General features: G+C 47.7%; 21 protein-coding genes. 4 read left to right on the top strand and 17 right to left on the bottom strand.

Annotation, left to right across the window (positions count from 1 at the left end; translation table 11 throughout):
* Positions 1-674: 674 nt before the first annotated feature.
* From abc-f to ASD24_RS28640, 5 genes are all read right to left on the bottom strand, one after another.
* Entirely contained in the window at positions 675-2,720 is a 2,046-nt protein-coding gene (abc-f, locus tag ASD24_RS28655; protein ID WP_056703536.1) for a ribosomal protection-like ABC-F family protein, read from the bottom strand.
* Positions 2,721-2,818: 98 nt separating this feature from the next.
* Positions 2,819-2,980: an RAxF-45 family protein gene (locus ASD24_RS30825; protein ID WP_200956213.1), complete on the bottom strand. Its 162-nt coding sequence runs from the start codon at positions 2,978-2,980 to the stop codon at positions 2,819-2,821.
* A 196-nt stretch (positions 2,981-3,176) separates the two neighbouring features.
* Positions 3,177-3,461 carry a hypothetical protein gene (locus ASD24_RS28650; RefSeq protein ID WP_056703533.1) on the bottom strand — a complete coding sequence of 95 codons (285 nt, stop codon included), beginning with the start codon at positions 3,459-3,461 and terminating at the stop codon, positions 3,177-3,179.
* A 50-nt stretch (positions 3,462-3,511) separates the two neighbouring features.
* Positions 3,512-4,510, bottom strand: a complete 999-nt coding sequence (locus ASD24_RS28645) for a glycosyltransferase (protein ID WP_056703530.1) — start codon at positions 4,508-4,510, stop codon at positions 3,512-3,514.
* An 18-nt stretch (positions 4,511-4,528) separates the two neighbouring features.
* A complete protein-coding gene (locus ASD24_RS28640; protein ID WP_162248982.1) occupies positions 4,529-5,500 on the bottom strand; it encodes a phosphotransferase family protein in 972 nt (323 codons plus the stop codon).
* A gap of 257 nt (positions 5,501-5,757) precedes the next feature.
* Here ASD24_RS28640 and ASD24_RS28635 point away from each other — a divergent pair, with 257 nt between their 5' ends.
* From ASD24_RS28635 to ASD24_RS28625, 3 genes are all read left to right on the top strand, one after another.
* Positions 5,758-6,348, top strand: coding sequence for a TetR/AcrR family transcriptional regulator (locus ASD24_RS28635; RefSeq protein WP_056703525.1), 591 nt, complete (start codon positions 5,758-5,760; stop codon positions 6,346-6,348).
* A gap of 219 nt (positions 6,349-6,567) precedes the next feature.
* The gene (locus tag ASD24_RS28630; protein ID WP_056703522.1) at positions 6,568-7,146 is read left to right on the top strand and encodes an NAD(P)H-dependent oxidoreductase; all 579 of its coding nucleotides are present in this window, start codon (positions 6,568-6,570) and stop codon (positions 7,144-7,146) included.
* Between the two features lie 269 nt (positions 7,147-7,415).
* Positions 7,416-7,856, top strand: coding sequence for a hypothetical protein (locus ASD24_RS28625; RefSeq protein WP_056703519.1), 441 nt, complete (start codon positions 7,416-7,418; stop codon positions 7,854-7,856).
* Between the two features lie 85 nt (positions 7,857-7,941).
* On the opposite strand, the gene nikE is transcribed toward ASD24_RS28625, so the two are convergent.
* From nikE to ASD24_RS28565, 12 genes are all read right to left on the bottom strand, one after another.
* Positions 7,942-8,742, bottom strand: a complete 801-nt coding sequence (gene nikE, locus ASD24_RS28620; protein ID WP_056703516.1) for a nickel import ATP-binding protein NikE — start codon at positions 8,740-8,742, stop codon at positions 7,942-7,944.
* Positions 8,743-8,868: 126 nt separating this feature from the next.
* Positions 8,869-9,675 (bottom strand): nickel import ATP-binding protein NikD, encoded by an 807-nt coding sequence (gene nikD, locus ASD24_RS28615; protein ID WP_056703514.1) that lies wholly within the window; start codon positions 9,673-9,675, stop codon positions 8,869-8,871.
* Positions 9,676-9,745: 70 nt separating this feature from the next.
* The gene (gene nikC / locus ASD24_RS28610; protein ID WP_056703512.1) at positions 9,746-10,576 is read right to left on the bottom strand and encodes a nickel ABC transporter permease subunit NikC; all 831 of its coding nucleotides are present in this window, start codon (positions 10,574-10,576) and stop codon (positions 9,746-9,748) included.
* The gene (gene nikB, locus ASD24_RS28605; protein WP_056703510.1) at positions 10,573-11,517 is read right to left on the bottom strand and encodes a nickel ABC transporter permease subunit NikB; all 945 of its coding nucleotides are present in this window, start codon (positions 11,515-11,517) and stop codon (positions 10,573-10,575) included. The genes nikC and nikB overlap by 4 nt, the downstream gene beginning before the upstream one ends.
* A 42-nt stretch (positions 11,518-11,559) precedes the next feature.
* Positions 11,560-13,197, bottom strand: coding sequence for a nickel ABC transporter substrate-binding protein (gene nikA / locus ASD24_RS28600; RefSeq protein WP_056703507.1), 1,638 nt, complete (start codon positions 13,195-13,197; stop codon positions 11,560-11,562).
* 205 nt (positions 13,198-13,402) lie between these two features.
* Positions 13,403-17,347 (bottom strand): glycosyl hydrolase, encoded by a 3,945-nt coding sequence (locus ASD24_RS28595; protein WP_056703502.1) that lies wholly within the window; start codon positions 17,345-17,347, stop codon positions 13,403-13,405.
* A 154-nt stretch (positions 17,348-17,501) separates the two neighbouring features.
* A complete protein-coding gene (locus ASD24_RS28590) occupies positions 17,502-18,464 on the bottom strand; it encodes an acetylxylan esterase (protein WP_056703499.1) in 963 nt (320 codons plus the stop codon).
* 212 nt (positions 18,465-18,676) lie between these two features.
* On the bottom strand, positions 18,677-19,618 hold the full coding sequence (locus ASD24_RS28585; protein ID WP_056703594.1) for a glycoside hydrolase family 113: 942 nt from the start codon (positions 19,616-19,618) through the stop codon (positions 18,677-18,679).
* Positions 19,619-19,652: 34 nt separating this feature from the next.
* On the bottom strand, positions 19,653-20,690 hold the full coding sequence (locus ASD24_RS28580; protein ID WP_056703497.1) for a glycoside hydrolase family 130 protein: 1,038 nt from the start codon (positions 20,688-20,690) through the stop codon (positions 19,653-19,655).
* Between the two features lie 22 nt (positions 20,691-20,712).
* Complete coding sequence (locus ASD24_RS28575; protein ID WP_056703495.1) at positions 20,713-21,546, bottom strand: carbohydrate ABC transporter permease; 834 nt, start codon at positions 21,544-21,546, stop codon at positions 20,713-20,715.
* A 2-nt stretch (positions 21,547-21,548) separates the two neighbouring features.
* Complete coding sequence (locus ASD24_RS28570; RefSeq protein WP_056703492.1) at positions 21,549-22,436, bottom strand: carbohydrate ABC transporter permease; 888 nt, start codon at positions 22,434-22,436, stop codon at positions 21,549-21,551.
* 192 nt (positions 22,437-22,628) lie between these two features.
* On the bottom strand, positions 22,629-23,942 hold the full coding sequence (locus ASD24_RS28565; protein ID WP_056703489.1) for an ABC transporter substrate-binding protein: 1,314 nt from the start codon (positions 23,940-23,942) through the stop codon (positions 22,629-22,631).
* A gap of 241 nt (positions 23,943-24,183) precedes the next feature.
* On the opposite strand from ASD24_RS28565, the gene ASD24_RS28560 reads away from it, so the two are divergent.
* A complete protein-coding gene (locus tag ASD24_RS28560; RefSeq protein ID WP_056703591.1) occupies positions 24,184-25,356 on the top strand; it encodes an AGE family epimerase/isomerase in 1,173 nt (390 codons plus the stop codon).

The raw sequence follows: 25,356 nt of genomic DNA, 5'->3' as shown, positions 1-25,356 counted from the left end.
CCGCAAGCGAATGCATGGTGCGCTAGGTTATCTTTCCCCTGCTCGTTTTGCGAAGAAATTTACGGACAAATCCGTCGCGTAAGTGTCTACTTTCTTGACATAGATCCATACCGCATCTTAATAGGCAGTTCATCTACGTATGCAAGATTTAACGAACCTCAGTAATGCTATTCCTTCATAAAACCGTGTCAAAACCCAAAAAATCGAATGAATCGACGAAGTAACGCCTCTGTGATTCGTTAGATCTCAAATCCGGGGAAATGGGAGCGATTAGCGTGTGTCAGATTCATTAAATGATAATAATGCGTGCTCAAACAGGGCGATTTTCCGTACCAAGTAGATGGGATGAGGCTAGAATTGGAGTAGCGGAGCGTAGACAAAAAGACGTGAGCAACTACATTGTTTCCTAAGGAAACAAGCTTTGTAAGCTCCACTTATATCAGCTGAATTCCATATTCAACGCTGAGGTGCCGTCAGGCATCCTGCGTAATCACAAGTGGACTTTGTGAACAACCTCTAACAATAACGCTAAAGGGGATGTCCCCGTCATTTTCATGACTTATGGGATATCCCCTTTGACCTGCAGCTTAACTCCTGCAACGTTAAAAAGTATCTTCACCTTAGCTGTCTTACGTAAACCAGCTATGCTAGCTAAGCTAAACGCACAGTCCAGCCTACATCTCAGCCCATTGAGCCAATAGCTCATTATATTCAGCTGATAACCGCTCGCGCTCATTCCATAGGCTCTCCAGTTCAGGTGGGTTATCTTGCGCAGCCTCTAACTGCTGATCCAACTCCTGAATCTGCGCCTCAAGCCGAGCCAGTGCCTGCTCCAGCTTCTCCGCAGAGCGTATGCTGTCATTGCTCTTACCCCGGTTAACCGCAGTGGCTGAGGAGGTAAGGGTAGAAGTAGATATTTTGCTTAACCCTGCAGTTGCCTCATCATTACCGCCCCCAACCTTAGCCGTATCAGCAGCTCCGCTCACCGTAGAAGCTGCATCCGACTTCTTCCCAGAGCCGTGCGAAGCGACCGTACTGCGAGAGGACGCTCCAGTTGCTGGGTGAGCCATGTCAGCTGCATGAGCTTTCCGTTCAAGCTTCTTCTCGCGGTATGCCTCGTAGTCTCCAAGGTAAGCGGTCATCTGTCCATTTTCCAATTCCCACACACGGGAAGCCAGGCGATTCACGAAATACCGATCATGTGAGATCGCAAGCACTGTTCCTTCATAATCCACGAGCGACTCCTCTAACGCTTCTCTGGAGGCAATGTCTAGATGGTTCGTCGGTTCATCCAAGAGCAGCACATTCGGTTTGCGCTGAACCAACAGAGCTAACCGGAGACGTGTCCACTCTCCACCGGATAACTGCCCGACAGAGCGGAATACGTCTGCCCCATAGAAGAGATAACGAGCTAAAATCCCTCGTGCTTCTCCTTCCTCCACTCCAGCTTCTAATCGGAAGTATTCAAGTACGTTTAGCTTCGGATTCGTCGGTTCCTCCTGTTGAGCCAGGTACCCTACGTCCACGCGTGCGCCCCATTCCAGCTTCCCGGCATTTGGTTGTTCTTCACCAAGCAACAGCTTGAATAGCGTGGTCTTACCCGAACCGTTCCGACCGATCAGAGCAATCTTGTCGCCATACTCCAATAGACCGGAAACGTCGCATAGAATTGCACGTCCACCGTAGCCCTTCTCAACATGCTCCAGAACGGCTACTCGCTTGCCCGTGCGATCTGTAGGACGGACGTCGAAGTCAGCATTGCGCCGCTCCAGCACAGGTCGCTTCACCTGCTCCATACGCTCCAGCGCTTTGCGCATAGAAGCTGCTCGCCGAAAAAACTTCTCGTTACCACCAACCCTGCCCCATTCCTCCAGTTGGCGGATCGTTTCTTTCATTTTTTTGATGACCTTCTGCTGCTCCTTAAACTCCTCGAACTGCTGCAACAGCCGTTGCTCCTTCACCTTCATATACGCCGTATAGCCTCCAGCAGACGTCTGGGCTTCACCATCCTCTAGCTCCAGTGTTCGAGTGACCACCCGATCAAGGAAATAACGATCATGCGAGATGAGAACCACTGTACCGGGATATTCTCGTAAAAATCCCTCCAGCCACTCCACCCGCTCCAGATCCAGATGGTTCGTCGGCTCATCTAGCAATAACAGATCTGGTCTTACGATCAACTGCGAAGCCAGCACCACCCGGGTCTGCTCTCCACCAGACAACGAACCGAATCGCCAATCATAATGCGCCTTAGCCAGATCCAAACCATCCGCCACCTGATCGATTCGGGCGTCCATCTCATAACCACCCTCACGTTCAAACTGCTCTTGTAGGGCAGCATATCGTTTCAACAAGCGGTCTAATTGATCAGGATCTGCTGCACATGCCGAATCGGACATCTGCTGCTCCAATTCCTTCATTCGTGTGCGACATTCCATGAGCTCCCTGAACCCAAGACTTAGTACATCTAGCACTGTGTAGTCATCCATCCCTTCCGGGACTTGAGCTACGTAGCCGATCCGGGTATCTTTCTTGATCATGAGTTGCCCTTCATCCGGCTGGTTTAACCGGGCCATCAAGCGCATGAGTGTTGTTTTGCCGCTTCCGTTGCGGCCGATCAGAGCGACCTTGTCACCCTCCATAATTTCAAAAGTAATGCCGTCCAGCACCAGATGTGCTCCGTGGTATTGTGTCAGTTGTTGCGCGCTAATGATCATCATAATAAGGTTCCTCCTATGGATTGGAAGATCCTGACCGCAACACAAAAAGAGCCGCAGAGGTTAGCTCCGCGGCTCTTCCGAATTTCAAGCAATTACGCTTATTGTCCGAATGAGGTCAAGGCAGGCATCTTCTCGCAAATGTTAACTTCCGTATATTTAAAATTGGACAGACTTCTCCCGTTGTTGGAAAAAGTATGAACAATGCCAGCCATAGCAATCGGTAGCTGGCTAATACGGTTGTTAAGCATCTGGTGATTCACCTGTCTTCACCTCCCTTTTCATAATTAATGTCAATATATCACAGACAGCATTATCTCTGCAACCAGGCTTTTGCCCCTATGTTGTCTCCTGATCCATACGATAACGGTCACGAAAGCCCCCGATTTCTCCGCATGTATGAGACTAGACCCTAACTCTCATCACTGCAGCTGTGCGAACGCAAACCCAAAACCTAGATTAACTTCCGCCTCGACGTCGAATCACCAGAGCTGTAATCGCCACCGTAATCAGCGTCAACAGTCCGGATGTTCCCAGTGCTGCGCCGAGTAATGCATAGCCAATGCCTGGCCATCCACCAATGTCGATGCTAATCATGATGACGATGGCACCTCCCAGCAGAGCCACACAGGGCAGAATCGACTGAATCCACGTCAATTGGCGCTTCTGCGCCAGGTAAACAAACCATTCAATCAGCAGCTGCACCACCCACATGCCGAGTGTCCACAAGATGACTACGTCCATAAAGTCCTCCTTCTAATGACACCGCTCTACTTCGCGTATATTCTTATTCTTTATTTCAACCAATCTGCAAAAAAGTTCCGATACCCTTCCTTCATGATCGTTCGCGAAAAGGCTCCAAACGCATACTCTCGGTTATCTTCAGACACACTCCGCGGAGCGGCAGCAGCCATGTTCACCAATTCAAACCAGTTATCCTCATTCCCTGCAAATGCATGTGTGGATCGAATGTGACCATAACAAGCATGCTCTGGCTTCACAACCATTTTGCCCATCGCCATCGCTTCGGTCAGAGGCATCGCAAACGTATCAAATGTGGAACAGCTCCAATACACCTTAGCGGAATTCATCAGTGCAAATACCTCATCCTGCGTCAGCGCAAATTGCAGTTTCACATTGGAAGGAATGTTGTATTTCTTCATGCTCTCCTCGTAGCGCCGACCGCCAAACACCATGTATACTTCCTTGTCCGGGTTCTGTCTAGCATACTCAAGCACCAGATCCGGTCGACGATTCTCCTCATCTCGGCCAATCCAGAGCACGCGGTTATGTACGACCTGGTTCGGGTCGTAATGGCGGTGCGCCAGCTCTTCATTGAAGCCAATTGGAATGACATTTACGTCATGCACACCAAAATTGCGCCCCAGCTCTCTTTTCAAAAACTCAGTCTGAACTACCGCCTTATCTACCATCGTATAGAACGGCTTCATCATCTCGTATCCTGTCAGTGCAGGGTCAGGGAAACTGTGCGGGAACAGTACGCTTTTGGGCAAGAACATCTTCAAAAATGTAAATCCCGACACCGTGTAAATGACATGCTCTATATTGTGGCTATGAATCTGGTCAAGTACGACATCATAGTTCACCAGATCGCCTTTCTCATGCTCATAACCTGGCAACCAATCATATCCGCTAACATGACGCTCTGGGGAGATGAAGACAAGATCTACGCCCAGCTCCAGCCCAATCTGCTTCAGACGATCTGCGAATACGCGTGGTCCCTGAGCTTCTGTGAATTGAATTTTACGCATAACAAGTCCTACTTTACGCATGTGCTACACCCCTCATTTCTATTCCGTGAATAATTGGTTCATGCACTGGTGGAGCGTCGCTGCCGTCTCATGCCACTGCGCACGAAGCTGTTCCTCAGGCCATATACAGTCCACATTATTCAGATCTTGATGAATTAAACGCAGCATCCATAACGAAAATACGAACGCGTACGCATGATACCATGTTGCAAAAGAATCCGGTTCAATCTCTACACCACACTCCTGTAAATGATCCAGATAAACAGTCATGACCCGCTCCCGCAGCTGCGGTGTAATCGTTCTGGGGAACAACGGATGGGATAAGTCCACCAGATGATACATATCCCATAGCGGTGTATTCAGATGGACATGCTCCCAATCAATAATGACCAATCTTCCCTGCACTTCGGCAATATTACCTGGATGCAGATCACCATGACACAGTACGAGTGGAAGACGACTCTCTGCAATACGAATCTGCAACGTAAGATCATCCCAGTTTGCAGACGAGAGCCTCATCCCTAGACTAGAAAGCAATGTCTCCGTCTCCTGCTGATGACCAAGCAATTCATTCAGCATGTCCTGAATCGATGGCTTCTGCCCTACACGGGGCAATTCATTCCATGCCGAGGTCGATAATGTATGCCAATAGGCCATCGCTACAGCAGTAACGAGCATCACACTCTCACTCAAATCATGGCTCAGGTGTCCCAGATCCTCATAGATCAGCCAACTCTGTTCAGGGGCTGTCCCTGCGTCGGATAATGCGATCAGTTGCGGAACAAGTAAAGCTAACTCGGGAAATATATGCTGAGCCACCCATTGTTCACGTCCATACTGTGTATCATGGGTTAGAGGTTTGAAAATATAACTCTCGCCCGTATGCACGGTGAACCGCTCCACATATCGTCCATTCATCCCCTGGTACAACTGCTCCCGAGCCACAATATTGGCTTCATTCAGCACACCTTCGGGGTTTACCCATTCGTGCACTTGTATGTCTTTATTCATTATGTCCACCATCCATTTTGCATCCACCCGCACAGCGATCTATTCGCTCTCTCGTGCCTATTCCGTTCAACGAATTCACCTTAAGCTAATACGTCAAACTGTTCTACAGGTTCGATGTTTTGTCCATCATACGCTTTCGTCTTGCTGGTCTGCAAGCGTAGGATATAGGGATTGTTTAAGAGGGATTCAAAAGGCAATGATCATGATCTAATTTCATTACTCTTGCTTTTTGGTTAGTAATCACTTACTATTCAATCATGAAGAACAAACCTCATTCAGATAGCAAAAAGAAAGACATTTTACAAGCTGCCATGCGCTTGTTTGCGACCAAAGGCGTTGACGGCATTTCCGTCAAAGAGATCGGTGACGCCGCTGGAGTAACGGATGCGGCGATCTACAAACATTTTAAGAACAAGGATGCGGTTGCGCTCGAAGCCTTTACACAATACTGCGCTGACTATACAGCCTTAATTGATGGATATGTTCGTCAAGAAGGAACGGTCAAGGAGCGCTTTCAACGATTAATTGCCGAAGTATTAGAGATGCATGATACAGATCCGTACGGACTACTGCTGATCTCGCAAAATCATGAAATATTCGTTGAAGTTGGAAGCAGCGAGGATTACCGTCAACCGCTGGATGCGTTAATGGATCTGATTGATCAAGGCATCGTACGTGGCGAACTGCCTGCTCAAGATTCAAAATTAACTGCCGTTCTGGTTATCGGTGCCATAACAAACTTGGCCGTGACCAGTATGCAAGGACAGCTCCCAGAGCAGCTTGTCCCCTACACAGGAGAAACGATTCATCGTCTTATGTCGATGCTGGGGGATGCATCTCACGAATAACGACGGGTGAAGCCTACTCATTACGTCTGCTAGGTAGGACTGCTACTACACCTTGTCCATGTTTCATGGATAATAGCAATGCTGCATAGAATAAAGAGAATACGTCAACTTCCCACTTAAATATGTGGAGTGAATGATTAACGGGTCATACGTGGCCTTTCTTTTTTGCACATGAGGTTAGTGTTCATTAACTAAAATAGCGAGGACGTGTTATTTCAAATGAAAAAAGTATTAATTATTCAGGGTAACCCTGTCTCACCCAGTTACAATGGTGCTCTCGCTGAAGCCTATCGTACAGGTGCTGTTGCCGCAGGCGCGGAAGTACGTATGATCACCTTAAACGAGTTGAAGTTCAACATGAATTTGGAAGGAGGATACCGTGATAAATTGCCTCTTGAGCCTGACCTACTGCAAGCACAAGAAGCCATTAAATGGGCTGATCATCTCGTATGGGTATTCCCGATCTGGTGGGGAGGACCTCCAGCTCTGCTAAAAGGTTTCATAGATCGGATCTTCATGCCTGGTTATGCCTTCAAATACCAAAAGGGCAAACCCCTACCAGATCAATTGCTTAAAGGTCGCACTGCTCGCTTGATCACTACGATGGATGGCCCGAGTTGGTATTTCAAATGGTTCCAGGGAGAACCCGCACACAAGATGATGAAATATTCCACCTTCAGACTCACGGGTATCAAACCTGTGCGAACCACAACAGTAGATCAAGTAGGTAAACAGACTGAGGCACAGCGAAAGAAATGGTTGGAGAAAATTGAGCAGTTAGGGCGCACGCTAACATAAGAGGAAGGCTCCTTACGATTGACACTTTAACAAGACATGCCGCCATTAATAACAAAAATCTAGTTATTTACTTATTAGTTATTTATGCATTATATTGGAAAATAAGAGTTGGAGGAGATGGGAAAAGTGACACTGATTTATGCATAATCGGAGCATACATTGCTTGGCTTCTTAACTAAGGCTATGTAGAACAATTCAGTCAATATATATTTCAGTTAAGTTAGCGCCAATTGATGGTTAGCTTCAACTACTTATTCTAAGGAGACAAGATGTATATACAAATAATAATTATGGCTTGTCTGGTAGAAGTTGCTTTTTTGTTTTTTTTACAATATCGTTACAATAATGTTTTGGATGTGATTGCTTTTATTGGAATGTTCGTTTTTTTCATGGTGTTGAGTTATTTCTTAAAAGATCAATTAAACAAAAAACGTAAGAACATAGCACTTTTTCTACAAATACTCTCTTTAATTTTCGTTCCAATTTATGTAACATCAACACTTCCTCAATACACGTATGAAAGTGCGATAGATAAGGTCACTCAGAACTTAGACGAACCTTATGTGGTTAGTAAGCAAAAAAATACATTCATAAAAAATGAATCTAATGAAATAAAAAAAGGTTATATGTTTTCTGTGGAAAAAAACTCAAAAGTAAATTCATACGTTTTTGATCCGTGGACTGGTAATTATCACGAAGTGCAACATTGAGGTAAGACTGGAACCGAACACTTCCCGAGAACGAATTTCCTTGAGATGCTGGGCATAGCCGTTCTCCTATAAGCTCTGAAAGCTTTCAACCGAATGGAATGCGATCGGATGGATGTTCAGGCAAAATCGATGATACTAACTGCCGCACAGCCGGATGTTCCGATTGCACGATCCCTTCATTGCCACTGCCGTTATACACCAGCAATCCCTGATCCATCACGGCGATGCGATCACAGATCGTCATAGCGGCTCGAATGTCATGGGTAATGAACAAGTACGATAACCCATAAGACGCCCTTAACTCAGCAAGCAGGGATAATATCTGTGTCTGGTGCACCATATCCAGACTGCTTATCGATTCATCCAGTACAATTAACTTGGGCTTGAGCGCAATTGCCCGTGCAATGTTGACGCGTTGTAACTGTCCTCCGCTGAACTGATGTGGATACTTGCTAGCATCCTCGGGTTTAAGCCCCACTTGTTCAAGCAATTCTCCAACCACACGTCGCTGATCCGTTGCGGATAGCCGCTCATAATTGTCCAGCGGTTCTCCAATGATCTGGGCGGCGGTCATCAGCGGATTCACAGCAGAGTAACAGTCCTGAAATACGACCTGCAGATCTCGCCGTAACCCCTTCATTGCTGATTTGCTCGCACGGTACATATCCTGACCTTGAAACAAAACCTGCCCCTCGGTAGGCTTCTCCAGCCCCAATATGATTTTGCCGAGCGTACTTTTACCCGCTCCACTCGTACCTAACAGCCCAAGGCACTCACCCTTTTCGATCACAAGTGAAATGTCTGCCAGCACAGGAGGACGTGCCCCCGAACGATCCAGCCAGTTGCGTTTGCCATAGCTATGGCTTACTTCACGTACCTGAAGCATCAGGTCACCATCCTCTCTTATCCTCGGCATAAGCTCTCTCATGATATGAAACCGATGAAACCCGAAGTCACCCACCGTTCACGTATCATGTCAATCCAGTTCACCCACGGAACGGATCAGTCACGCTCATCGTCCCAAAGACATTCTCGGGCGAGCATGAAGCAGCATCCGTGTATATTCATGCTGCGGTTGATCAAATAACTGGTGTACTCCTGCCTGCTCGACAATTCGCCCCTTCTGCATTACTGCAACTTCATCAGCCATCTGTGAGATCACGCCCAGATCATGTGATATGAGCAAAATGGCCGTTCCGTATTCGGTGCGAAGTCGATCCAGCTCTTGCAGCACCTTCAACTGGTTAACGACATCTAGCGCAGTCGTTGGCTCATCGGCAATAACCACGGCAGGTCGCAGACACATCGAGATCGCAATCATGACCCGTTGCAGCATGCCTCCGCTCAGTTGGAATGGATATCGTTTCATCAGCTTGGCAGGTTCGGGCAGATTCATTTCTGCTAAGGCAGACATAGCCTGCTCTTTGGCTTGTGCTTTGGTCATTTGCGTATGTGTACGCAAAGTCTCAATGAACTGTGAACCAATCGTAAATACAGGTGTAAAAGCATTCATCGGATTCTGCATAATAAATCCGATTTCCTTGCCTCGGATGCGCCGCATCTCCTCACCCGATAATGAGTTCAACTCCCTACCATTAAGCCGAATGCTGCCGGTCACTTCCATCCTGCGCTGATCCAGCATATGGAGTAGTGCGTTGCATGTAACTGTCTTGCCGCTGCCACTCTCGCCGACAAGCCCGAAGACACGCCCCCTCTCCAGTTCAAAATGAATGGGCTCCAGTAGTGGAACAGAGCCATCCGCTGTTCGTAGGTTCACTTGCAGATTCCGAACCTCGAGCACCTTCGCTGTATCAACCATCGTTATTGTTCACCCCTTGTCCCGCTTGCCTTTGCCTTCATTTTCCTCGACCTTCATGAAGCATTCAAAACTACCGTTTTGAAACACCATATTTCTCAGATAATGATTCTCCTAGCATGTTAAAGGTGATGACCACCAACAAAATCAGTGCGCCAGGGTAGATCATTAGCTCTGGGTGGCTACGAATATAGCTTGTTCCCTCATGGATCATAGCGCCCCATTCTGCGTTGGGTGGTTGAATACCAAGTCCTAGAAAGGACAGCGCAGATATATCCATAATCGCCCAGCCCATCTCGAGTGTACCCATGACAACAATGGGACGTTGCACGTTAGGGATAATATGTTTACGGATAATAGTCCACGAAGATGACCCGCTAATACGCGCCGCCGCGATGAAATTCCGTTCCTTGAGACTGACAACCATATTCCGACATATGCGTGCATAATACACCCACTGTACCATCATTAGTGCGAGTAGAACCTGCATTAGACCAGGGCCGAAGATACCTACAATACCAAGCACCAGCACCAGGTTTGGAAAAGCCATAATACCTTCGCAGAAGCGCATTAACACACTATCCACCCAGCCGCCGAGGTACCCAGAGATTGAACCTACAATCACACCAATGATTAAAGAAGACAGGAAGATAAGCGTTGCAAAACCTAAAGATACCCGCGCCCCATAGATTAGCCTGGATAGATTGTCCCTTCCGAGGTGATCTGTTCCCAGCCAGTGCTCAAGCGAAGGACTCGCCAGCTTTTGCAGCAGATTCACCTTCACTGGATCATGGGGAGCAATCCAAGGCGCCAATAACGCCACTCCGAAGAAAAATAACACAACCACCGAGCATATCATGATGGCTCTTTGTCCTCTGAACACCGCACGCCATTTGTTTATCAATGTTCTGCCCGTCCTTTCGCCGAAATCCGTGGATCCATATAGAGCTGTACCAGATCAACGAGCAAATTGCATACGATGAACAGACATGCCGCAAAGAAGACATAACATTGGATAACGGGAATGTCCCGGTTAAATATAGCTTCCACGAAATATCGTCCGAATCCAGGCCAAGAAAACACCTGCTCCACAATAATCGTTCCTGTGAGCAGCTTGCCCATATTCATTCCCATCCCCGTAATAAGTGGCGATATGGCAATCTTCAGCACATGCTTCAGCATAATAACCCGTTCACGAATACCGCGTGTTCGCGCATACTGCACATACGTCTCCCCCAATTGCTCCAGCACGCTTGAACGCAACAACCGGGTATACACGGCGATCAGTACCAAGGAGAGCGTAACCGTAGGCAATACTAGATTCTCCCACGATCCCCGTCCCTCCACAGGCAGCCAATCCAGCTTCACAGAGAAAAAGAAAATCAGTAGATAGCCGAGCCAGAATTGCGGGATCGACGCACCGAAATAGGAAATCGCTCGGCTGACCATGTCAATCCAGCTATTCTTGTACACCGCAGCCAGAATCCCTAGCGGTATACTCACTACTGCTGAGAACAACATGCTCCATAAGGCTAATTCAGCCGTCGCTGGAAGCCTCAGTTTCACCTCATCCCAGACAGGTTTGTTCGTTAGATATGAAGTGCCGAAGTCTAACTGCACGATTCGCTGAAGCGTGTTGATATATTGCGTGAGCAAAGGCTGATCCAAGCCGAATTCATGCCGCTTCTCCGCGAGTAATTCCGGCGTTGGATAGATATGTGCTGCCGTTAGGTACGCCTCCGCTGGATCAACCGGCGAGATATGAATTAGCGCAAATGTAACAAGTGTAGCGATAATAACGATAGGAATGATCGCGATCATTCGTTTCCCGATATAGCCGATCACCAAACCTTCCTCCCTTTTATCAAGCTACATGTTGTTCCCCAATTACTTCCCGTTCAATTCGATTCCTACAAATGGATTCTCATCCCGGTTAGCCGGGAAAATAAAGTTGGAGATCTTCTTCTGATACACCGCTGTTTTCTTAATATAAGAGATCGGAACAATTGCCGATTGCTCCTGAAGTGTTTTCAGGATGGAGCCATAGAGCTCCTGGCGTTTTGTCTCGTCTGTAGATGACAGTGCTGCATGCACTTGGTCGTCCAATTCCTTTTTCATCGGCAATGCACTCAGGGTCTCGGAAATTCCGAATCCAGGGCTCGCCACAACGTTAATGAAGGAATGTGGATCATACGGCGCCCCGTAGTTGTACCAGAAATACAGGTCGAAATCGTTAGCTTTCAGACGCTTGATCTGTACGGTCAGTTCCAGCCCAGTAAGGTTAACTTTCACCCCAAGCTCGCTCCATTCAGCCTGAATCGTTTCTCCCATTGCTTTCTGAATCGGGTCTGTTTTGTCAAAAATCATCTCAAATTCAAGCGGCTGACCATCTTTCTCCCGTACTGTACCTCCTGCTGGCAGCTTCCAGCCGGCTTCATCGAGCAATGCTTTGGATTTCTCCACGTCATATGTGATTGGTTCCAGGTCTACATTGGTGTATGGATAGTTTTTGGAAAGTACTGTGTCGGCTGGCTCTTCCAAACCGGAAGTGACTCCTTCAACCATCGCTTTCTTGTTAAAGCCTTGCTGTAGCGCCATCCGTACTCTGACATCAGATAGCTTCGGATTGGAAGAGTTCAGCAACATGCTGCGCGTCCCTACCGGATCAGACAATTGCGTTACATACTTATCGTTGTCACGTAGCTGTTGGAACGCATCCAGACTGATTACACCTTCACCGTAGATCAGGTCGAGATCGCCTTTTTCAAAAGCAAGTACACGCGTTTCACCGTCAGGAATAATTTTGACTGTAATCTGCTCTACCTTCGGTGCTGTTCCCCAATAATTCGGGTTGCGCTTGAAGACGGCATATTCATCCTGCTTGTAATCAGCCAGCATCCACGGGCCAGTACCTACAGGCTCTTTGATGCCTACGGACGTATCACCATCATCCGGGAATCCGGCTTCGCCTAGGAAGCGGAACGGACGAACCACAGACAAGTCCTGTAGTACAGGATAGTACGGCTCAGTCAGAGTCATGCGGAAGGTGTTGTCATCTACGACCTCTGTTTTGTCCAAGACACCGACAATACCTAACCAGCTATGGGTATCTTTATGTTTCATAATCGCATCAAAATTCTTCTTCACGATCTCAGCATTAAATGGCGTACCATCTGAGAACTTCACACCTTGGCGAAGCTTGAATGTATACTCTTTGCCGTCATCTGAGATCGTCCATGACTCCGCGAGAGCAGGTGCCAGTTTACCGTCTTTCTGGTAACTGACCAGTGGCTCATACAGCATGGATTGGGCAAACAATTGCGATGGGTTATACGTATGCGGATTCATCGTACCGATATCACGTGGCCATGACATCGTAATCTCGTTCGCAGAAGCGGCTTGATCCGAACCGGTAGAAGAGGAGTCCGAGCCACTTCCAGTATTACTGCAACCCACGATAACCAGCAGCAACAATAATGTTGTTGCCAGCATGAGGGTAGAAAATTTGCGATGTTGTACAAACATAGTTGGAGAACCCCTTTTCTCTATTTTATGATAATGATTATCATATTCATTCATTAAGAATAGGCAGGCGCCTTCTTTTTGTCAACAAAATTCGACATCCATCAGCATATCCCCAAACATGCCAAAGAAACCCTTCCTGCAAGAGGAAGAGTTTCTTGGTCTGAACCCAGTTATTTTTACCCGAAAGAACCTGTACATTGGGCTGTTATTTCTTACTTATCGCCCGGATATCATCCATGTACAACGTACCCGAAACAGGCTGGTTTGGATCAGTGGCATTAATATAGATAGAGAACTCCTGAATGTTCTTGGCCTTAACCGCATCAAATGCAGCACCCGCATTGGCCGTATCCCACGGCGCAGGCTTGAATTGACTGAACGGAATCTCGACCCACCCAGCCTCTGTCCCAGCAAGTGAAGGATAAGCCTCGAACGATACACCGCTTGCTTTCACCTGCAATACGAGCTTCTGCCCTTTGCCGTCTGGTGCAAGCCACAGTCTCAATGTGTCCCGATCCGACCAGTCCGCGCCGTCCATCACACGAGTTATCCCGCCATACCCGGAACTACTCAGCGCATAGTCATACTGTAAACCATACTCTCCTGCACCCTTCTGATCCGGAGTTAGCTTAATTGTAATCATATCCCCCTGTGCATTAGGGGTGTAGGCATTGCTGAGCGTGGTGGTATTGCCTGCATAACTCTCAAAATCATCCACCAGATCTTTATCGAAGATAGGCTCTGGTTTCACATGAATCAATTGAATATTATCCACATAGATTGAGCCTGTGTATTGCAAACCACTGCCTACAATCGACAGCATCATGGATGTAGCTGCGGCTGACTTCTCGGGATTATCCAGCACAATTTCGCCGGTATATTTCCCGTAATCTACACCATCCACCGTTACCTTCTCTAGATCGCCTAATGCCACGGCATTACTGATGTTATACTTCGTATCCCAATCATCCGGCAACGTGGCTGTTGCATAGATTGATGGCGCACCGCTCACACCAGCACTCAGCGGAACATACATATCTAGCGTCACTTTGCTGACATCAGCCAGCTTCACCTTCTGTGCGATGGCATCCAGCGTCAGCTTCAGTTCCTGCCAGGTATGTGTTCCATCCTCAAACTTGGCGTTGATCTTCAACATGCCGCTACCATTGAATTCAGCCTGCTCCACAGAGTTAATTTCCGCCTGGAAAGCCCCGCCACTGGATACCCCATTCGTATCACTATCGAAGGTATACGTATATAATCTGCTCGCATCAAAATTAAAGTTAACGACAACCTCATCTTGCATCACAATCTTATCGCCTACATATGCCTTCACGTGCAGTTTCACACTCTGTTGATCCAGCTCTGAATCCGGATGCCATGCAGCCGTATAATAGTTGTCTTGCGTCGACAATATCATCTCATGCTCTTCCGTCTCCTGCCCCACGGTGTAGACCACTCGATCTGCTGATTGTCCAAGCACCCGTGCACGTACCGTCACCTCGTTCTCCTTGATCTGCTGTTGGTTCAACGGGGAGACAATATTCAACCTCGGCGCGTTCGGCTGAGTAGACACATTCAGGCTATAGACGGCTTGCAGTCGGTCATTGAATGCTGTATACGGTGCATTGTACAACTTCACAAAGTCATCTAACAGCTCGTGATTACCAAGCCCGCCTGGTGCATTGCGATACGGCACGAAGACCTGATCCGCCTCAAAGTTAACCCATGTTAACATGTACGCCATCCGTTTGGCATCGGGATCGGACTCTAGTGCCTTGAGCAGGTTCGTAAACCAAGCTTTATCATGGTTGCCGGAAATTTTCATGCCTTTGGTGCTATACCCGAACTCACTGAGGGTTGCCACTTTATTTTTACTATCGGCAATCCTTGAGATCATCGCTGCATCCTGCACCAATTTAGTAAACCATCCTTCTGAGCCCTCTGCTGAACCGTAGATATCGAACCCAAGAATATCCACATAGTCATCACCCGGATATGTCTTCAGGTATTCGCTCTCGTTGCTACTGAAAAACCCATTTGGCGAGAACGCGTACAGGAAGTTATCCACGCCTTTGGTATCTCTTAGATACTCCACGGTATAGCGATATAGCTGCACATACTGCTCCTTCGACGTAAATGCAGCCCCCCACCAGAACCAGTTCCCGTTATTCTCATGGAATGGACGGAAGATAACCGGAATGTCATTGCCCTGGTTATCCGATAACTGATGAGCTAGATCCGCAATCTGATCGAGATAGATGTTATATTCAGCATTTTTATCCCCGCCAGGTAAAATGTGAGATACCATCGAACCGCTCGTATCATAGAAGTCATTACCTGTCACAAAATTTTTCATATGTGCACTGAGGGTTACAATACCACCCCGCTCATATGCCTTCTTCATAACTGCCGCAAGCTTGGCTGTGTTCTCTTCTGGGCTGGCGTCCAATGATCCCGGCTTCTCATTCCCTTCCAAACTTAATGTATCCCAACCGAATACCGCAGGAAACGCACCTACATCGTTAAACACATCCGATTGTGTACCATCATTCGCTGTAATGGTTACCCCTTCTGTTGTAGCATGTTGTTGTCCGAATAAAATGGCTTCGCCGCGCACATTGTTCAAGTATGCAAACAATGATTTGGTGGCTGGGGAAGCCTGTTCATCCACCAACTTCACTGGGCTCAGGTCAAAAGCAGATGTATCAATCGGCGTTTGATTATGATCAGGCGTGACACCCGAACCTGGATTAGACGGGTTCGTTGGATTGGTCGGCGTCGTTGTGCCACCGCCTGAATTGCCACCAGTATTACCATCCGAGCCGCCGCCACTTCCACCCCCATTGCCAGGGTTACTTACGCCACCACTACCATTTCCACTATTATTCCCAGTACTACTACCACCATCGCTGCTGTTATTCACGGTTCCTGAAGCTGCCCCTGTATCCGAACCGGCCTGTGCCAGCCATGTATCTTGCGTGACAGCCTTCCCATTCAGAAGCACGCCGTCAGCCTGGATATCCACCTTACTTACCTTGCCTGTTCCCGTTACAGAGGTACCCTTCGCGTCCTTGGTCATATGCAACTCTCCCACACTGGAACCACTATCCAGTTGTAATGTAGTACGTGCCGATAGCTTAGCGGAGCGTACTACCGTTCCCGAACCTAACGCAACGGTTGCTGGACGCTCCACATGAAGTTGTCCTGTTGTCGTGGTACCTGTAAGCTCAAGTCGCACCTCACCCTCACGACGATCAACGAGAATATTGTCCAAAGCGGAATCCGTAACGGTTACAGAGTGCGTACCTCCACCCTGAATGTACGTGGCACCCTTGACTGTAACCTCGGATAGATCAACATCTCCTTCACGAACGCCCGGAGCAATATATAGATTGCCGTTAATGACGACATCACTCAGTTTGATCCCATTTTGGTTGATAACCACATTACCTTGGATCACTCGACCTGCTGATGTATCCATCGAATTAATCACGGGTGCCAACTCATCCAACCAGGACAGCATTTCAGCTCGGGTCAGCGCACCTTCTGGTTTAAATGATCCATCCGGATATCCTTCAATAACACCGGATAAGACACGAACCGATTCACGGGCATAACTGCGGATATCCGACTCATCCAAGAAAGACGTAGATGAGTCTGTTCCTTCTGCTACCTTCTCCAGTCCAAAGGCACGAACAAGTAACACCGCTGCATCTTCACGGGTAATCTCCTTGTCAGGCTTGGCTGTATTATTAGGGTATCCCTGGTAATATCCTGCTTCACGGGCGATAGACAGAGCGGAAGCATACCAGTTACCTGCTTGCACATCCGCAAAGGGCTCTTCTTGATCCAAGACGTAATACCCGAAGATGGTATTGATAGCGTTTACAAATTCACTCCTGCTAACATGCTGATCCGGTCGAAATGAACCATCCGGGTACCCACTGATCCATCCTGCGGTTAACCATTTATTGATTAGCGGCTCAGCCCAATGTCCTGACCATTCCGCAGCGGACTGCACTGTATTTACACGGTTACCACCAACCGCCTCACCCTCTACGTTCGCATCTGCAAATGCAGGTAATGCTGTTGATCCAAGTAATACTACACTAAGTGCTGTACGCATAACGACCTGTGCCTTCTTCATCGCTCTATCTCCTCCTCGGTTGTGGTGCACGAATACTGCTGATCTTATTATGAAAAACTCCTCTGTTCTGCCGGTCTGGAGAGACACATCGGAAATCGAGCAATACCTTCTAGAACTTAGATCCCTTCTATTCTCCAGACAACAGAACAATCACCTACAGGTTCAGGAACGCCTGCAACGTTCGATCAGATAAACGCGGGATATACTCATGACCATACTCGTGATAAACAAGCAGCTCCTTGGATGACTGAATCCGGTTGTACACGGCAAACTGAGTGGACGGTGGACAGATCGTGTCCGCAAGCCCAGTTACGAACAGCACCTTAGCCTGAATTCGATCTGCCAGATTAGAGATGTCGATATACCCGAGTCTGGAGAAGATAGCGTCCTCCCGCTCATGATTGGGGTCAAATAACCGGAAATAATACACCAGCTCTTCATAGGCTGAACTTGCGGCACCTAGCTCCCAGGCATGTCGATAATCCGATAAAAAAGGATATACTGGCACCGCCAGCTTCACGCGCGGTTCAAGGGATGCACAAGCTGTGGCTAATGCCCCACCTTGAGAACAGCCATACACCCCTACACGTTCTTCATCAACGTGTTCCATGGACATCAGAATGCGTACCGTCTGCACGGTATCGAGGAAAACATTACGGAAATACAGCTTATCCGGATTAGGATCATCGATGCCCCGGATGATGTGTCCACGAATGGTTGTGCCCTTCACTTGCAGGTTGTCCTCGGAAAGCCCGCCCTGTCCACGGCAATCCAAAGCGAGTACCGTGATGCCATGGGCAGCGTAAGCAATCTTGTCGAACCAATCGCCGCTATCACTGGAATATCCGTGAAACATAGCCATGGCTTGCCCTTTGGCATCAGCGGATGCAGCCATAGGCCGAACCAGCTTACCATGTATGCGTGCGCCACCTACACCTGTGAAATACAGGTGGAAGCACTCTGCAAGCGGTGATGTAATGTCCGCGGGCACCAGTTCATATTCGAGCGATTGCGAATCTAGCTCCGCGAGCGCACGGCTCCAATAAGTATCGAAATCATCCGGTTTCGGACTGCTTCCGTTGTATTTTTTCAATTGTTCTAACGTTGTCTCACCCATCTGTCCCTCTCCATTCATATAAGTACATGTTCATAAGCAAACTTCTTGAAATACCTCTATTAGCGTAAAGAAAAGACGCATATGAGGATATCGCTGAGATTCATCTTCACATACGCCTTCGACTTGCGCTCTAACCTATACTTCCATTCTGTAAATCTGTCATGCTCGTTCAGCACATTGAACGAGCATTGAACATGTTCCTATTCACACGCTCACACCTGCGTGGGAATTCCTTGATAAAACTGCTGGATTACCCGCTCTGCAGGCTTGCCATACACGCCATAACCATCATCAGTTAAGGCGTCCTTCTCTGCGTATAAATGTGCACTCCAATCCCACAGTCCGAATCCGCGTACCCAATGGCGCTGACTCACATGCCGGAACATAGTCTCATAGAATCGCGACTGTTCTTCGCTACTCACTTCACCTTCAAGTCCCCAATCATTCGGCACCTGTGCCGAGCCACTGCGGCTGGGGCATCCAGCTTCTGCGAAGAAGAAAGGTTTGCCATAAGGAGCAATCTCCCGTTCGATACGATCGAGCTGTGCCTCCCAATCCCCGATGGGATAGTAACCACTGGAGGAGATCACGTCCACGGCATCCCACCATTTCACATGGCCTTCCTGATATTTGTCCGTGTTGTACGACACTAGGCCTGTATACACCTCGCGTACAGCCGCAATGACATCACGCCACTCCTGATCTCGACGCTCAGACTGCACCATCTCGCAGCCAACGATGAACATCTCACATTTCTCCTGCTCTGCAATGGCTGCATAGTGCTGCTGAAATGCGGTGTAACTACGGAACCAATCCTTCCATTTCGGCTCACAGGGCACATCGATATCAAAAAAATTAATATGCGCACGCCATGTACCATCCGTACAGTTAACCGTTGGCTTCAGAATGACCTGCAACCCTAGGGTGCGGGCATATCGAATCATATCGACTAATTCGTCATCCTCGACCAGATGGTCACCTCGATACTTCACTTCCACAGCTTGTGGATGATCCTGATGTGCCGCCAGTGCAAAAATAACATGTGAACTGCCTGTTCGCTCAGCCAGTAGACGCAAGGATTCTTTCGCTTCCGGCTTACGGAAGGCTCCCTTGCCACTCATCCAACCAAATGTAAATCCCTTGATGTAATCCATATGCATTGCTAAGGTAAAGCCCCTCTCATGTCAATTACAGCTTGCCTTCCTCACGATCTCCAGCGATAACCTCATCCGTCTCAATCACATAATTCACAATCTCATCGACAGTTGTGTAAGCTACGCCAACATATGTATCGGCTGCGCCATAATAGATTGCGATACGTCCAGTCTCGGCGTCATGCAATGTTGCGCACGGGAAGACAACGTTATCAACAAAACCTTGCTCCTCATACCATTTCTCTGGCGTTAACACGAAGTTAGATGAACGATATTTAACTTTGGACGGCTCATCCAGATCCAGAATCACCGCACCCATGCTATATACAAAACCATTGCAAGTTCCCGTTACACCATGGTAGAACATCAGCCAGCCTTCAGACGTCTCAATCGGTGCAGGCCCGCCGCCGATCTTGACTGATTGCCACCAACCTTGGCCGCCTTTGCTCATGACGTGACGATGTTTGCCCCAATATACGAGATCCGGACTTTCGCTAAGGAAAATATCTCCGAACGGTGTATGTCCACTATCACTTGGTCTGGACAGCATCACATAGTTATCATTGATTTTCCGCGGGAACAACACACCATTGCGGTTGAACGGCAGCATCGGGTTTTCCAGACGTACAAACGTTTTGAAATCGTCAGTCTTCGCGAGTCCCAGAGCAGCGCCGTAGAAATCTGTACACCAGATGATGTAATACGTATCCTCTACCTTCACCAGACGCGGGTCGTAGGCATAGTTCGGCATGAACGGATTACCGTCCTCATCGACAAAAGCAATGCGTTCCTCTTCAATTGTCCATGACAATCCGTCTTCGCTGGAGCCCATGTGCAGATGCGGGCGACCATTAATGGTCTCAGCGCGGAATACGCCGATGAACTTCCCTTCATATGGAACCACGGCACTGTTGAAAATACGGGCAACACCCTTCACCGGATTCCGTGGTATAACCGGATTCGCCGAGTGTCTCCACACCGGTGCATCCAGACCCTCCGGTTTATCTTCCCACGGCATGTTTGGCAAAGCGTCCCCAACAATGTGTACCTTTTTCGTTTCAGCAACTGTCATTTCTCATTTCTCCCTTCGAATTTTATTTAACTGAACCTTGCGCGAAGCCGTTGTAGATGTATTTCTGGAGCATCAGGAAGATGATCATGGTTGGAACAATGGCGATCATAATACCGGCGCTAATAACCTCCCACTGTGATCCGAAGGGCCCCTTGAACTTGAACAAGGCGGTGGATATAACTTGCAAACTGTCCTTCGGCATATACAGGAACGGTGTATAGAAGTCATTGTAGATGTTCACGCCTTTGACGATAATTACCGTTACGATTGCTGGCTTCAGCAATGGCAGGATAATCTTCCAATAGATTGTGAAGTATGAAGCCCCGTCCAGCATCGCGGATTCATCGAGTGAGTTGGAGATGGAGCCCAGGAATTGCAGGAAGATGTATACGGCAATGATATCTGTACCCAGATACATCACAATAGCTGCCCAGCGTGTATTGAACAGGTCGAGGGCGTTAATGATCTGGAACGTGGCGACTTGTGTCGTTACGCTTGGAATCAGGGTAGCCAGCAGGAATGCAGCAACCATAATTTTTTTGCCTTTGAATTTGAATCGATCCAGTACATACGCAATCATGGAGCCGGTCAAGGTTGCACCCACGATCGAGATGAGAAGGATAATAATTGTATTTTTGAAACCAACGAGCATATTGCCGTCCACAAACGCTCTGGAATAGTTGGCAAAGTTCAGCCAGTCAGCTGGCGGTGTAAGCGGGCTGGTAGTCGCATATTCAGCATTGGTCTTGAGGGATGCGAACAGGATCACCACGATGGGCAGAAGCGCAATAAACGCTGCGAGAATTAGCGAAGCATACTTAACGATGCTTGCAAGTGTGTATTTGAATTGGTGCACGTTTATTCATCTCCTTTCATGGTGACACGCTGAACGAGCGTAACGAGAATAACGATCAGAAGCAGCACAACGGCCATGGCTGATGCGAGTCCCAGTTTGCCGTACTTAAAGGCCAGATGAACCGTCTGGATCACAAAGGTCATACTGCCGTTGGAACCGTCAGTCATAATATATGGAATATCGAACGCACTGATTGCGCCGCTAATCGCCAAAATCAGATTGAGCTGCAGGATGCGAGTAATACTCGGCAGGATAATATGGCGGAACTGTTGCCAACGGTTGGCACCGTCAATATCCGATGCTTCGTATACATCTTTCGGGATGGAAGAGATGGCACCCAGGAAAATAATAAAGTTGAATCCCATGTATCTCCATACGGATGCACCTGCGAGAGATACGTTAATGATGTTCGGATTACCGAGCCATAGCTGGGTGTATTGCCCAAGTCCAACGGCTTGCATGATGGTATCGAGTGTACCGTCCGGTTTGAAGAAGAACAGGAAGATGAATCCGATCGCAACACCATTTAATAAGTAAGGGAAGAATAAAATACCTTTGAAGAAGTTCTTACCACGGACTTTGAAACTTAGTATCGTTGCAAAATAAAGCGCCAGACCCATCTGTACAAACGTGGCTACGAAATAGTACAGGCTGACAATAAATACTTTAAAGTACTCGGGGTCTTTGAAGATTCGGGTATAGTTCTCAAAACCGACATAGTCGAATCGTTTACTGTATCCATTCCAGTCCGTAAAGCTGTACTTGAACATGTTAATTACAGGCAAGTAAGCAAACGTGAACAACAGTGCCAGCGGAATGATCGAGAAGGCACATATAATAAATATGCGTTGCGCTGAGTAGCCCCAGTTGGATAACTTCAAGTATTTCATGCTCTCCACACCTCCAAGCGGTTCTACCGCTTTGTATCAAAAACTCTCTATAATATGCGGAATAACTGCGGGGAGCGGTTTATAGAAAAAACAACCTTCAAGTTTCTCGGTGCCAATCCTTAACCGTATACTCCCCACAGCACATCTGCTGTTCTTACACTTGCCTCCGTCTAAGTGCGTGAACCTCTTTAATTATTGCGCGACTTCTGCACGTGCTTTTACCCACTTATCATTGAGGTCTTTCATAATGTCGTCATACGATTCACTACGGTTGCCGATGGCTGCTTCGATAATGCGTTTCTTGAAGTCAGGCTGCCAGAGACCGATCTCAGCTTCGTTGTCGATTTTGTCCATCAGACCTTCTTGACCCTCTTTGGCAGGAGTCAACGTAGAGAATTGTACATCTTTGTATTGATCCAAGATTGGTGGTAGTTCAGCGCTCTTGTCTGCACTCATACCTCCACCTTGTTCAACTGCATAATTGGACTTCTCAAGGAACCAGTCAATCCATGCTTTGGCAGCAGGTTTGTTCTCGCTGTTCACGTTCATACCGATGTTGTAATCCGCTGACAACGGAACAATGACATCACTAGCATTCGTAGGGAAAGGCAAGAATCCGATGTTATCCGGTGTATCCGTCAACCCTTGAATCTGTGTAATTGCCCATGAACCCAGCGCCATCGTTGCGATTTTGCCATTAGCCAAGTCTGCTTTGGAACTTTCCCAGTCTGTCGTCGTTGGATCTTTCTCAATCAGACCACTCTTCGCTGCATCATAGAGTACTTTGTACAACTCATAGTGCGGCTGCCCAGCAACAAAGTTATCATCCGTATTCGGTTGATCCACATTGACGTAATCTACACTACCAGCAACCGTTGGCAGATCAGATTCCCATTGTGTCAGTGCCCAGCCAGAAGCGTAGTTGGTATAGAGCGGAACTGCATCCGTATTATCTTTCACCAATTGAAGCGCTGCTTGGAATTGCTCAGGTGTTTTTGGTACTTCAGCGATACCTGCATCTTTGAACACTTGTTTGTTATATATAATGCCGGAGAAGGTGATGACCGTAGGAATACCATACACTTGACCATCCACCATACGCTCTTCGATCGCTGTGTATTTATCTTTCAATTCATCGTAAGTACCGAGCGGCTCAAAAAAGTCTGGGATATCAGCAATAGGAACACTTGTCGGAATCATCAGTACGTCACCGTAATCCTTGGTGCTCATCCGAATCTTCACTTGTCCCTCATAGTCCGCCAGAGCCTGGAAGTTTACTTTTACATCCGGATACTCCTTATTGAACTCAGCTGCGTAATCCTTGAATACGGTATCGACAATATCTGTACGTTGCGTCAGCACGGTGATTTCGCCTTTGATATCCGCCGGATCTGTACTAATCTCCTCTCCCGCTTGTGGAGATCCACCTCCCGATGAACATGCAGCAAGTAGCGAAGTAATGAGCAGCATTGTCAGCAGCATCATCCAGCCTTTGTTTTTTCTCAATTGTTTCGACCCCTTTCATGAATATGTTAAGTTATCGTTAAGGTTACAAGTTCGATTCTATTATGGTAACGCTTACCTGTCAATTGATTTATTTCATATCTTTTATAAAAAATTTAAACCCTCATCCGTTGACAAGCAAATTTAAGCGCACTAATATTAACGTATAAAGTTAACGATAACTTAATTCATTTATTTTTATATTATGTATGCTATTGAAGGAGCGCTCTGAATGACTGTAAATATGATTCAGCTTCAATCCGAGATAACGGAGCATTGGGAACAGAAGATTCTACCTTTTTGGTCTAGTCTGAAGGATACAACGAACGGTGGGTTCTACGGTTGGGTGGGTAACGACCTTCAAGTCGATCGTCAAGCACCGAAGGGTGGGATTGCTACGGCACGGCAGCTCTGGTCGTTTGCCGCAGCCTATCGTGTAACTGGGCAAGACATCTGGCGCGATCACGCCGAACACGCTTATCGTTTTCTCGCAGACCATGTGATAGATACGGAGTATGGCGGGATGTATTGGATGGTTGATGCTGTAGGAAATCCACTGGACACAAGCAAACATGTCTATACGCAATCGTTCGGTGTATACGCATTAAGTGAGTACTACCGAGCAACCGGAGATAATTCAGCACTGGAACTTTCGAAAACGCTTTTTTCTCTAATTGAGACGAAGGGATTGCACACCGATACACCTGCCTACAGGGAGCAATTCGATCGATTCTGGAACGAACAACCGAATGAAATGTTAAGCGAAAATGGGGTCATTGCGGATTACACGATGAATACACATATCCATGTGTTAGAAGCCTATACCACCCTCTACAGGGTGTGGCCGGATGCACAAGTGAAGGCGGCGTTGGAGCGCCTACTCGCTATTCTGTATGAACGTGTATATGACCAGGATACGAAATTTCTCGGGGTCTTTTTCAACAAACAGTGGGAATCCATCATCGACCTTCGCTCGTTCGGACACGACATCGAAGCAAGCTGGCTGATTGACGATGCCCTGAACGTGCTGGGACTTGAACAACATCCTGCATATGCCGGGATGGTTACAGACATCGCCTACAATATCTCGAACATCGCTGTGCAAGCGGATGGCTCACTGATGAACGAACAAGAGGGCGAGCATGTCGATGAGACGCGAATCTGGTGGGTTCAGGCCGAAGCTATGGTTGGTTTCTATAACGCATATCAGCGCACGGGTGATCCACAGTTTCTAGAAAGAGTCGAACGGCTGTGGGCCTACACCAAAGAACACATCGTTGACCATCGCGCAGGTGGGGAATGGCACTGGTCGGTTGACGGAAACGGCACACCCGATCAGCACGAGGTTGCTGGGCCATGGAAATGCCCGTATCACAACAGCCGATTTTGCATTGAATTAATTGAGAGGATGGGATAA

The organism is Paenibacillus sp. Root52, from assembly GCF_001426865.1.
In the GTDB taxonomy this organism is placed as follows: domain Bacteria; phylum Bacillota; class Bacilli; order Paenibacillales; family Paenibacillaceae; genus Paenibacillus.
This window is presented reverse-complemented; position numbering and strand designations above follow the sequence as displayed.

Excerpts from the sequence above, each read along its gene's own strand:
- nikE (WP_056703516.1), bottom strand. The coding sequence starts at position 8,742 with ATGCTTCAGGTACGTGAAGTAAGCCATAGCTATGGCAAACGCAACTGG.
- abc-f (WP_056703536.1), bottom strand. The coding sequence starts at position 2,720 with ATGATGATCATTAGCGCGCAACAACTGACACAATACCACGGAGCACAT.
- ASD24_RS28640 (WP_162248982.1), bottom strand. The coding sequence starts at position 5,500 with ATGAATAAAGACATACAAGTGCACGAATGGGTAAACCCCGAAGGTGTG.
- ASD24_RS28570 (WP_056703492.1), bottom strand. The coding sequence starts at position 22,436 with ATGAAATACTTGAAGTTATCCAACTGGGGCTACTCAGCGCAACGCATA.
- ASD24_RS28595 (WP_056703502.1), bottom strand. The coding sequence starts at position 17,347 with ATGAAGAAGGCACAGGTCGTTATGCGTACAGCACTTAGTGTAGTATTA.
- ASD24_RS28625 (WP_056703519.1), top strand. The coding sequence starts at position 7,416 with ATGTATATACAAATAATAATTATGGCTTGTCTGGTAGAAGTTGCTTTT.
- ASD24_RS28645 (WP_056703530.1), bottom strand. The coding sequence starts at position 4,510 with ATGCGTAAAGTAGGACTTGTTATGCGTAAAATTCAATTCACAGAAGCT.
- ASD24_RS28590 (WP_056703499.1), bottom strand. The coding sequence starts at position 18,464 with ATGGGTGAGACAACGTTAGAACAATTGAAAAAATACAACGGAAGCAGT.
- ASD24_RS28580 (WP_056703497.1), bottom strand. The coding sequence starts at position 20,690 with ATGACAGTTGCTGAAACGAAAAAGGTACACATTGTTGGGGACGCTTTG.
- ASD24_RS28650 (WP_056703533.1), bottom strand. The coding sequence starts at position 3,461 with ATGGACGTAGTCATCTTGTGGACACTCGGCATGTGGGTGGTGCAGCTG.
- ASD24_RS28585 (WP_056703594.1), bottom strand. The coding sequence starts at position 19,618 with ATGGATTACATCAAGGGATTTACATTTGGTTGGATGAGTGGCAAGGGA.
- ASD24_RS28635 (WP_056703525.1), top strand. The coding sequence starts at position 5,758 with ATGAAGAACAAACCTCATTCAGATAGCAAAAAGAAAGACATTTTACAA.
- nikA (WP_056703507.1), bottom strand. The coding sequence starts at position 13,197 with ATGTTTGTACAACATCGCAAATTTTCTACCCTCATGCTGGCAACAACA.
- nikD (WP_056703514.1), bottom strand. The coding sequence starts at position 9,675 with ATGGTTGATACAGCGAAGGTGCTCGAGGTTCGGAATCTGCAAGTGAAC.
- ASD24_RS28560 (WP_056703591.1), top strand. The coding sequence starts at position 24,184 with ATGATTCAGCTTCAATCCGAGATAACGGAGCATTGGGAACAGAAGATT.
- ASD24_RS28630 (WP_056703522.1), top strand. The coding sequence starts at position 6,568 with ATGAAAAAAGTATTAATTATTCAGGGTAACCCTGTCTCACCCAGTTAC.